Source organism: Xenorhabdus griffiniae, from assembly GCF_001028135.1.
In the GTDB taxonomy this organism is placed as follows: Bacteria; Pseudomonadota; Gammaproteobacteria; order Enterobacterales; family Enterobacteriaceae; genus Xenorhabdus; species Xenorhabdus bakwenae.
The window spans coordinates 143,016-152,970 of the sequence record NZ_LDNM01000016.1 but is presented as its reverse complement, the minus strand read 5'-3'; the positions used below and the strand labels follow the sequence as shown (position 1 = coordinate 152,970).

9 protein-coding genes and 1 pseudogene are annotated in these 9,955 nt (G+C 44.4%); 2 read left to right on the top strand and 8 right to left on the bottom strand.

Annotation, left to right across the window (positions count from 1 at the left end):
* From AAY47_RS05940 to AAY47_RS05925, 5 genes and pseudogenes are all read right to left on the bottom strand, one after another.
* Positions 1 to 1,052, bottom strand: a pseudogene (locus tag AAY47_RS05940) (phage tail protein); the annotation flags it as partial.
* On the bottom strand, positions 1,045 to 1,164 hold the full coding sequence (locus AAY47_RS20465) for a GpE family phage tail protein (RefSeq protein WP_071827277.1): 120 nt from the start codon (positions 1,162 to 1,164) through the stop codon (positions 1,045 to 1,047). The pseudogene AAY47_RS05940 and the gene AAY47_RS20465, both read right to left, overlap by 8 nt.
* Before the next feature lie 14 nt (positions 1,165 to 1,178).
* Positions 1,179 to 1,496, bottom strand: coding sequence for a phage tail assembly protein (locus tag AAY47_RS05935; RefSeq protein WP_047767823.1), 318 nt, complete (start codon positions 1,494 to 1,496; stop codon positions 1,179 to 1,181).
* A 106-nt stretch (positions 1,497 to 1,602) separates the two neighbouring features.
* Positions 1,603 to 2,121, bottom strand: coding sequence for a phage major tail tube protein (locus AAY47_RS05930; RefSeq protein ID WP_047767821.1), 519 nt, complete (start codon positions 2,119 to 2,121; stop codon positions 1,603 to 1,605).
* A gap of 11 nt (positions 2,122 to 2,132) precedes the next feature.
* A complete protein-coding gene (locus AAY47_RS05925) occupies positions 2,133 to 3,305 on the bottom strand; it encodes a phage tail sheath protein (RefSeq protein ID WP_047767819.1) in 1,173 nt (390 codons plus the stop codon).
* Positions 3,306 to 3,664: 359 nt separating this feature from the next.
* On the opposite strand from AAY47_RS05925, the gene AAY47_RS22610 reads away from it, so the two are divergent.
* Positions 3,665 to 5,035 (top strand): gp53-like domain-containing protein, encoded by a 1,371-nt coding sequence (locus AAY47_RS22610; protein ID WP_235428296.1) that lies wholly within the window; start codon positions 3,665 to 3,667, stop codon positions 5,033 to 5,035.
* The gene (locus AAY47_RS05915; protein WP_235428295.1) at positions 5,035 to 5,469 is read left to right on the top strand and encodes a tail fiber assembly protein; all 435 of its coding nucleotides are present in this window, start codon (positions 5,035 to 5,037) and stop codon (positions 5,467 to 5,469) included. Before AAY47_RS22610 ends, AAY47_RS05915 begins: the two co-directional genes overlap by 1 nt.
* A gap of 69 nt (positions 5,470 to 5,538) precedes the next feature.
* Here AAY47_RS05915 and AAY47_RS23145 read toward each other — a convergent pair whose 3' ends face one another.
* From AAY47_RS23145 to AAY47_RS05895, 3 genes are read right to left on the bottom strand one after another with little or no spacing between them, the layout of a single operon-like run.
* Positions 5,539 to 8,439 (bottom strand): phage tail protein, encoded by a 2,901-nt coding sequence (locus tag AAY47_RS23145; protein ID WP_083446697.1) that lies wholly within the window; start codon positions 8,437 to 8,439, stop codon positions 5,539 to 5,541.
* On the bottom strand, positions 8,436 to 9,044 hold the full coding sequence (locus AAY47_RS05900; RefSeq protein WP_047767817.1) for a phage tail protein I: 609 nt from the start codon (positions 9,042 to 9,044) through the stop codon (positions 8,436 to 8,438). The genes AAY47_RS23145 and AAY47_RS05900 overlap by 4 nt, the downstream gene beginning before the upstream one ends.
* Positions 9,037 to 9,945, bottom strand: a complete 909-nt coding sequence (locus tag AAY47_RS05895; RefSeq protein ID WP_047767815.1) for a baseplate assembly protein — start codon at positions 9,943 to 9,945, stop codon at positions 9,037 to 9,039. Before AAY47_RS05895 ends, AAY47_RS05900 begins: the two co-directional genes overlap by 8 nt.
* Positions 9,946 to 9,955 lie beyond the last annotated feature (10 nt).

Sequence of the window (9,955 nt, the reverse complement as noted above, 5' to 3'; positions counted from 1 at the left end):
GAGACAGCGCCCAGCTGTACAAATGAATCCAGCGTGGCTTTCAGCTTGTCCAGTGCCTGAACGCCCAAATCAGCAAAGAAGGCAAGGCTGGCTTTTAATTCTTCAAACGCTTTCAGTCCCAACTGGGTAAAGACATCCAGCGGTGCCAGCAATCTGTCCAGCGCCTGCACGCCCAGCTGTACAAATGAATCCAGCGTGGCTTTCAATTTACCAAATGCCAGAATACCCAACTGCGCAAAGAAATTCAGGCTCGCTTTTAATTCAATAAAGGCCCGAATTCCTATCTGGGCAAAGAGATCTAAACTGGTACTTAATTTATTCAGTGCCTGAATGCCAATCTGAACAAATACATTTAGACTGGCTCTTAATTGCACAAAAATGCTAAGCCCTAATTGAGCAAATAAATTCAGTTTTGCACTGAAATTTGCAAACGCTTGAATGCCTAATTGGGTAAATATTGCCAGACTGACTTTTAATGAATTAAATGCTTTGATACTAATATTGCCAAATATTTGTATATTATTAATTAATGTTTGGAATGTTACCTGTACAAAACCCGTCGTTAAATTCAAAACCCCATTAATTTTATTCAACATACCAAATAAAATTGTTATCTGAGGATTAATATTAATAACCAATTTATCTAACAATTTAAAATTGTTAGTCATATTACCCGTCACACCCAGATTAAATTCACTCTTTTTACTGGATGAATTTTCTTGTCTAATATTCTGTGTAATTTGGGTGATATTGGCTGATTGGCTAGCAGCGCTGACTTGCACCACTCCAGTGGCGTTTTTCTGCGCAGAGAAAGATTGTTTAATGGTTTGATTATAGGTTTTAAGCTCGGCACGCAGACGCGCAGTTTCCTGCGCATAACCTACAATGGGTTTTAATCCTTCAACAGTCTTATTAAGTTTTTTAAACTGGTTATAAATTTTATCAACTGAACCTACCAGTTTTTTCTGATGCTGTTGAAAAGATTTAAAGGAACTGGTCAGCTTTCCAACGGTACTCAGTACCTTGTTGAGCTGTGACTGTATATTACTCATTTTCTGCACCACTTCTTAAAATGGCCCGATGCCGCCAGTCCAATAGTTCCGAGAGTGACATTTCATCTGTGACTGTCGGTGACCAGTGAAAAACGGTGGCAATATCTGCCACCAATTCATCAACGGTTAATCGTTCTGGGAATCGGACTTGACCGACTTCGGCAACAAAAAATTGACCACCTCCACACTGAGATTAATCAGATCACCAGGTGACATCATCATCAGGTCATTTTTGGTCAATGCAGGGGTGGTCACACGCGGCAGGACAAGCAGCATAGAATCCACATCCATTTCCAGCAGTGCCTGTAAACGTGCACCGCGCAACGCACCGCTGTTAGGTTTGCGTACCACCACTTCCGTGATTTCGCCGTTGCCTCGTGCCAGTGGTGCTTCCAGTTCAATGGTGCGCAGATCGTCATTTTGAGTATTCAGTGTTTCTGTCATGGTTCAACCTTGTTTATCCGATTAGAAACCTGTCTCAACAGGTATGATTCACGCCTTGAAGAGACAGGAAATAAGTTTTAAAAAAGTTAATTGCTAAAAGAAGCGATTAAAAAAGACCGATAGCGCGGCGATGCTGCTCCAGACGATCTTCCCCACCGACTTTTTCAACCATGTTGATGGTGTCGATTTCAATCAGTTCTTCACCACCCCATGTCAGTTTGAAATAAGTGTTTTTGGCGGTGATTTTGGTCTGAGTGTTATCACCCTGTTTATACGTGCCGTGATCAAACTCCTGGAAGCGACCACGCATCACAACTTCAACTGCAACTACGTCACCCGTATCTTCGCGCTCAAAAGAGCCGGCAAAGCGCAGCATGACGCCATCCGCTTTCGCTATGCCCCACTGTTTGTACAGTTGAGATTCAACACCGCCCAGAGTGAATTCAGCATCCAGTGCGCCTTCATCCAGGCCCAGATCCACCATTGCACTGCCGTTCATGCCGGCGCCACGGTAGGCTTCCAGCTTGCGGCTCAATTTAGGAAGAGTCAGTTCTTCCACAATGCCCTGATAGTTGTTGCCATCGTTGAACAAATTCAGGTATTTAAGTTTGCGAGGTAAAGCCATCAGTCAGCCCCTTATTTATTGATACTTTTAGCGAAATCCATCAGGTAACTATCTGTAATGCGCTGGCGTAACATCATGTCTTCCAGTGGCGGTACAGGGGTATAGTCATAATCGATGGTCAATTTGCCTGCTTTCAGGGTGTCTTTATCGTTGATTTTGTCGTCGTACCAGCAACGACCATCAATGATGTAACCACCGGCTTTCAGCTCACGGAACTTGGCATTGATACCTTCGATAATATCGCGTACCAACGATGGGGTCAGCGGTTTGTCAATCGCCCACATGTGTGATTCAGCCATAGTGTCAGCCAAAATCTGAGCGGTACGGGTGTAGCTTTCAAACTGGAACAGTGCGTCATCAGAACAGGTGCGTGAACCCCAGAAACGGAAACCATTTTTGCGGATCAGCGTCGTGATGCCAGCTTTGTTCAGCAAATCAGCGTCAGTCGCGGTATCTTGCAGATCCCAGAACACATCAGCGGACAGACCAGTCACACCATTGACACCCACATTGGACAAGGTTTTATGCCAGCCGGTTTCCTGGTCGATCTTAGCGCGCAAACCCAGAGCACGAGCGGTTGCAAAAGCAGTCGCTTCGCTGTTGGTGACAGTATCCCAGCTCAGGAAGTCAGGCCAAATCAGCATCAGCTCACGATGCTTGAAATTTTCACGATATTTGATGACTTCTTCGATTTTTTTGCAGCCATAAGCGCTCACATATGCCATTGCTTTCAGTTTCTCGGCAATAGAAGCCAGTTCAATAGCCACAGCTTTTGAATCCAGACCCGGAATCCCCAGAATACGGGGCTTAACACCGAGCTGGCTTTGCGCCGCCAACAGTGCCTGCATACCGGTTTTCTTACCTTCATTAGTGACACCACCGATGATGTTAGAAGCGGTTATTTCTTCAGTTTCACCCTCTTCTACACGAACAACCACAGTCACAGGCTGAGCCTGCGCAGCGATAGCTTTCAGTGAAGCGAACAAAGTGCCTTTTTTCCCTGCTTTGCCACTGGCGCTCATAACGTCAGTAATCAGAACTGGGCTGTTTAATGGAAATGTTTTTTCGTCTGCGTCAGGGGCAGTACAAACCATACCTACGATAGCGGTGCTAACGGTAGTGATGGTACGAGTACCTTCGTTAATTTCCTGTACACGGACGCCGTGGTGATAATCTTGTGCCATGTTAGCGTTCTCTCCTGTTAAGGTGTGCTGATATATTGGCGGATTGGGCGGGGGAAATCATTCGATTGGCGGTGTGTGGGGGATGGTACAAGTGTGGGTTTATATTTTTGTTTATAATCAATTTGTTGAGTTAGTTTTTAATTGATTTCGGTTGAGTTTGGGGGAATTAGGTGGTTTGGTTGGGGGAGAACCTTAAATTGGTTAAACAACAACCTTAATTTGGTTATTTATTGAGCCTTACTTGGTTTAAAATTTATCCTTTTCAGGATTATTCAGTGTGATTCTGGCTTTTGGTTATTTTTTGACAGGCAAAAATGGCTCTTTTTTGTCGCTGGGTTTTGGTTTTCAGGGATTAGGGAGTGGGATCTTGGCTGGATCGTAAGGATCTGTGGATTTCGGAAAACCTCGGTTTTATAGAACAAAAAGCAGGAACATCGACAACAACAGTAATGAGTCAAAAAGCAGCAACTGATTCATTTGCCAGAAGCGATTTATATACTGAGAAACCCAAAATTAGTCTTATCAAGACGCCTAATAAATCAGGTAGTCTTGAAATTGGTGATGGTGGATGGCTGGCACTAAAAAATGAACCAGAAGGTGACATTAAATTTTCCGTAGACAGTGTAGGTAACATCAAGAACGGGTTAGTTGCTATAGCTGCAGGAGGCACAGGAGCAAAAACTGCAGAACAAGCGAGGATAAACTTAGGTTTAACGGAAACCCAAAAGTTGGCGGCCGGTGCTTTACAACGTAGTGGGGGCGAGGTGACAGGGAATATTACTATTTCGACTGACACTGAAATAGCTTGGCGCAGAAATACGGACATGGCCGCTATCGGTTTTAAAAATACCGGAGATGGTGATATCGACTCCTATATGTGGTTTAAAACCGCAGATAATGGTAACGAATATTTCAAATGGCAGCATAGCCTCTCTGGAGGAGGAACCACGGAATGGATGAGTCTTAAATCGGATAATCTCCGCGTGAAAGGACATCCAGTTTATCATGAAGGATACAAACCAACTGCTGCGATTATTGGTGCTTATACAAAATCGGAAACTGATAGTAAATATCAAACTAAAGGTGATTATGCTAATGGAAATATATTTACTTATTATGGTGGTACAGAATCACAAATAAGAAGTGGGGATAAAAATCGTTACCTTTATGTTAACAATGATGGACGTATTGGAGGATATGGTGGCAATGGTATGAAGAATTGGGCCTTCGATAAAAATGCCATGCTATATCTTAACAGAATATATTTAAATAATGGTTGCCGAGTCTACGACCAAAGTAATGGTGTTTTTATTGAAACGGCTAATGATAAATGGCTAGGAGTATATAATGATGGTTCAGTGAAATGTAACTTAGGAATACTGGGGTTGCAGAATACAGTAAAAAAAGATCCTAATGGTTGGTGGAAGTGTGGTGATACAGGACTTATCATTCAATGGGGAAAGTGGAATAATCCATATAAAACAAATGACTTAGGTGGAAGCAAAGGAATACCTCATGGAACAAGCTTTACGCAAAAATTTGCTATCCCTTTTTCCAATGTATGTTTCAATATAATGCCAAATATTACTAATAGCGATACGAGGGATAATATAAACAGTCCAGCAATAACAGTTCATAGTTTCGATAAAGAAAAATTTATATTTCAGACAGGTGAGCACTGGAGCGTTGTTCAAAATTCATTTATCTACTGGTTGGCAATAGGGTATTAATGGGAGAATATATGTATTTTTATAGTGCAAAAGAGAATCAATTTTATCCTTACGAATTGAAACAAAATTATATTAATGCAGGCTCATGGCCAGATGATGGGATTGACGTTGATGACAGCGTTTATTCAGAATTTGTAGGTAATATGCCCCCTGAAGGTAAAATTCGTATATCTGGTAATAATGGTTTGCCTGCATGGGGAGATATTCCTCCTCCAACCAAAGAAGAATTACAACAACAAGCAGAGCGAAAGAAGCAATCTTTACTGAATAGAGCCGATACACAAATCATGAGGTTAGAGCGCATTATCAAAAGAAATATAGCAACAAACTATGAAATTAATCGTCTGGATAACTGGGAATTATACAGCATAGCATTAAGCCGTTTGGACTGTTCAAAAGTTCCAAATATTAACTGGCCTAAAAAACCAGAGTAATTATCAGGGGCATATGCCCCTGATTGTTATTAATAATGAGAATACATAAAAGTCAGTAAAAATATATTGCTATGCTGTTCTATACCATCCCATTAACATGACATGTGAGTTAGTAATATTTATAGCTGAGTTACTACCCGTATTTCCCGTTGTGCCTGACACTGAGTGTGTGTGTGCTCCAATATGCATTGTATGCGTATGAGCACCTTCAGTGCTGGTTTTATGCTTATAATTATCCCAATCAGTACTACTAGAACCTACATTATTTCTCGTATTATCATAATTTCCATATCGGGCACCAGAAGCCTCCCCCCATCCACTGTCATGGAAGTGATTCCCATTAGAATTAGTAGTCTTAGTACCATAATCAAAATTACTAGTTGTAGCATTGAATGAATGATTATGTGATGGTATTTGTGCACTCGTGAGTGTTATTGAATCATTTCCACCGACAGAAAGTACATTGGAACCATTTTGATTAGCCAAACGAATTGTTTTATTTTCACCAATATATTTCCATTGTGTTTTAGGAAAAAGATCATTCGGGTTTTTATTCTTGGCGAACCATGCAACTATTCCTATCGGGTATACCATATCTAAAAAATCATATGTATATGGTGTTACAATATCAGCATATTCTTCTCCTAATATAGGATCATCAATGGCATAGGACTTCACCATCCACTTTATTTCCCATTCACTAGGACTATCGGCTTTCCATATTTCTACTTCTCCTTCTTCACGGGAATAATGGATACCGTCAAAATTACTGGTGACATGATAGGTTAGTCCACCCCGTAAATAACAACCGCTATACATATAACATGTAACAATATCGCCGGATTTAACACCGCCATAGAGAGGAAATTTGTCCTCAATCGGTCTGGCAATACTCATCATGCCATGACGTACATTTCGCACCGTTTTACGGTATCGTTGATGAATTCGTTTAATATTTAGGTAGTGAGCATCCCCTCCCCAAGGGACATCTCCCCCTTCGATCTGTAATGATAATCCGGCAAGATGGGTTACCCCTTTACCAAAAGGCTCTTTTGCTTGGTCTTCAGCGTACCAGCGATGAATAGTTAGCCACGAATTTGCTCCATCATTCGATGGAAAACGCCACCATACGGGATAATAACGGTCACTGCTCAATCCGGTCAGGTCAATGGTCGTGTTAAGACGCGGCTCAACCTGAATTTCTTCCGCAGTTGGTTTATTCTGAGGGCTATATGCTCGCACCCAGCCACCGTCGGACTTACGTTCCCACAGCTCTTTTCCGCCAATCCAGCCAGTTGCTTCGATATCACTGGAAACATCCACTTTCCCTTCGATTCTCCCCCCAGTTTTAGGGTAAGCATTCTTGGCTAGATTAATGGTTTCTGCATAATCATGGGCATATGGCAGAACAGTATCATCGTAATCTTTTCCTAACAGAGGATCATCAATAGTGTAAGATTTAGCTGTCCATTTAATCTCAAAGTTATTATGGGATTGTAATGAGTTATCGACTTCAATTTCCCCTTCTTCACGGGAATAATGAATGCCGGAAAAATTGCTTGTCACATGATAAGTCAAGCCGCCTCGTAAATAACAGCCACTACGCGTATAGCATGTTACAATATCACCGGATTTTGCACCCTGATAAAGCGGGTACTTACCCTCAATCGGCCTCGCTATACACATCATGCCATGGCGAATATTTTTGACGGTATTACGGTAGGTTTGGCGAATCCGTTTAATATTCAGGTACTGGGCATCGCCTCCCCATGGAACATCTCCCCCTTCAATCTGCAACGACAGTCCGGCAAGGTGGGTCACCCCTTTACCAAAAGGTTCTTTTGCTTGGTCTTCAGCGTACCAGCGATGAATCGTTAACCACGAATTTGCTCCATCATTCGCCGGAAAACGCCACCATACGGGGTAATAGCGGTCACTGCTCAACCCTGTCAGGTCTATTGTCGTGTTAAAACGGGGTTCACCCTGTACATCTTCTGCATTCAGGGTGATATCATTTACAAGTAATTTCCCGTTAATTTTCCTTGAATTCGGCACGGCATTTTGCGCCTGCTCCACGGTTCCCGCTAAACCGAGGTTTTCTACAAACTCCGGTTTGTTTGGAATATCCGCTCCGTTCTTGTTTTTCTCCAAACGTGTGTTGGCATTATTATTTGCATTAGCCGCATTTTGGTTTGCAGTGTTAGCTAATGATCTAGCCTCACTCACTTTAGCGTCAGTTTGGGCTGTGTTATACGCGCCAACATCCCCCGCATTCAGGGCAATATCCGCCGATAGCGCCTTACCATTCACCTTACGCCCTGCCGGAACGCGGCCATTGGCATTATTCTCCGCCGCCTTCGCCAAATCATACGCCGCCTTTACCGCTTTCGGGGTTGCTGCATGCGTTTCGCTATTGCTGTCCACTGCGCTGCTCAGGATCACAAAACCCTTCTCATTCAGCGTCGCGTCAGGGTGGTTACGGCTGTTGGCATGTTTATTAATGGAATCATCCACATACTCACGCGTAGCCAAAATCACGGACGGGTCAACTTTTAATGTCACCGCGTTAGCGCTGCTGACAATCAAAATCATGCGAATAGTCTGGGTGCGGCCGGAACCTTCCTGCAACTGGGGTTTGTAGGTTTCCGCACAGTTACCTACGGCAATCAGAATGCCGTCTTTGTCAAACAGGCCAATCTCACGGATCCACCAGCCACCTTCGTTTTCAGGAATAACCTGTTCTGCAACAATTTGGTTGGTGTTTTTGGGATCAATGTTCAGCGTGTTAATCGCTGCACGACGCTTTTCATTAATCAATTTGGTTTGTTTAGTGTCCGGCGTCGGCAGGCTGCCGCCACCACCATCACCAACGGCCATATGGGTAATTTCAATTTTAGTACCCAATGCCGCCGCATTTGCTAACTTATCTGCGCCTAACTGCGTCAATAGCGCAAAATATTTGGTACTCATGATCTAATCCTCATGTCATCAATAATATGTATGCCCGCGCCCACAACTTCTGAGCCGGAGATTGTTACTTGTTCCGGAAAATAAGGATAAACCGTCAGTTCGTCACCACTGTAAGTCGCCGCCGAATAGTGATATCCACCGCGGGTATCCAGGTTGATGTCCAACCCAATCAAATGTCGGCTCACTGGCTTGGCATCAAAAATCAGGTTTTCCAGCTCCTCGAACATTTCATGGGTGATACCGCTTTCCAGTACACCGATATCCAACCGGAAGGTGCCCGGAGCATCGTTGGTCTGCCACCACTCTTTTACGCGGATGAGATAACCCAATGGCTCGACAACCCGCCGGATCGCACCAATCGTTCCTTTATGTTTATGCAGGAATAGCGAGCTTTTGATCACTTCCCTTTTGGTACTCTCAGACCAACGTTCGTCCCAGCGATCAACTGACCACGCCCAGGCCAGATAAGGCAGTAGTGATGCCGGACACGTGTCTGGGTCCCACAGCTCACGTAACGGAACCTTGACCTTCTGCAATTCAGCGCAGGCTTTGGCCGCCGCAAGTTCTAGCTGAGTCGAACCCATCGGCAGGAGGCGATCACTCATCCGAGCCTCCCATCGTCAGGGTAGTTTTGGTGCAGTAAGACGCCTGAGTTTTATCCAGCACGACGTCTTTCACCGGCGCTTTCAATTCCACGCGCTGGACACCTTCCACATGCAGTGCGGCATAAATCGCTGACAAACGAATGTCACGCCCCAGACGGTGCTGGGCTTCAACATAGTATTTCAGTCGCTGTTCTGCCGCCTTGCGGATCGGTTCTGATTCTGGTGTAGGGAAGATGTACAACACCGCATCAATTTCATATTCCACAATGTTCGCAGACTGGATTTTCAGGCGATCCGCTACGGGTCGCACGTTTTCGTCGTTCAGCGCTTTTTCGACTATTTCCAGCAGCGCTTTGGAAGCAACCCCCTTGTCTTCCCGCGACATAATGGTCACGGTGACGTTAGCGGGCGACGGGCTGATTGCCGAAGCGTCAGCGACACGACCATCCGCACTGCGTGCATGGTATTCATACGCCCCAACCGGACCGGCAACACTCAAACCTTCAAAAGCCTGTGGGATGCGCACGCGGTAGTCGTTGTCAGATTCCATCACCGCCGGTGTCGGTGGCACGGTAGAATTATCCGCAGGATGCAGCACCATACGGGAAACGTTGTTGTTCGCTCCCAACTGATCCAAATCACTGCCTGTTGAATAGGCCACCATCACCGCCCGCGCCGCTTCGTTAACCTGTTGACGCAAGAACAGCTCACGATAAACGTTCTCTTCCAACAACTTGACCAAAGGTTCAGATTCCAGCTGCAAAGTACGTGCAATGGCGTCTTGCTGATCTTCTGGATAGAGCGAGATCAAGCCTTTTTTACGCTCTTCCAGCAGTTGTTCGTAATCCAGTGGCTCAACCACATCCGGTGGTGGCAACTGGCTTAAATCGATTGTTGGCATGACTTATTAC

Coding starts and splice junctions, on each gene's coding strand:
- AAY47_RS23145 (WP_083446697.1), bottom strand. CDS start 8,439: ATGAGTACCAAATATTTTGCGCTATTGACGCAGTTAGGCGCAGATAAG.
- AAY47_RS05915 (WP_235428295.1), top strand. CDS start 5,035: ATGGGAGAATATATGTATTTTTATAGTGCAAAAGAGAATCAATTTTAT.
- AAY47_RS05930 (WP_047767821.1), bottom strand. CDS start 2,121: ATGGCTTTACCTCGCAAACTTAAATACCTGAATTTGTTCAACGATGGC.
- AAY47_RS05925 (WP_047767819.1), bottom strand. CDS start 3,305: ATGGCACAAGATTATCACCACGGCGTCCGTGTACAGGAAATTAACGAA.
- AAY47_RS05900 (WP_047767817.1), bottom strand. CDS start 9,044: ATGAGTGATCGCCTCCTGCCGATGGGTTCGACTCAGCTAGAACTTGCG.
- AAY47_RS05895 (WP_047767815.1), bottom strand. CDS start 9,945: ATGCCAACAATCGATTTAAGCCAGTTGCCACCACCGGATGTGGTTGAG.
- AAY47_RS05935 (WP_047767823.1), bottom strand. CDS start 1,496: ATGACAGAAACACTGAATACTCAAAATGACGATCTGCGCACCATTGAA.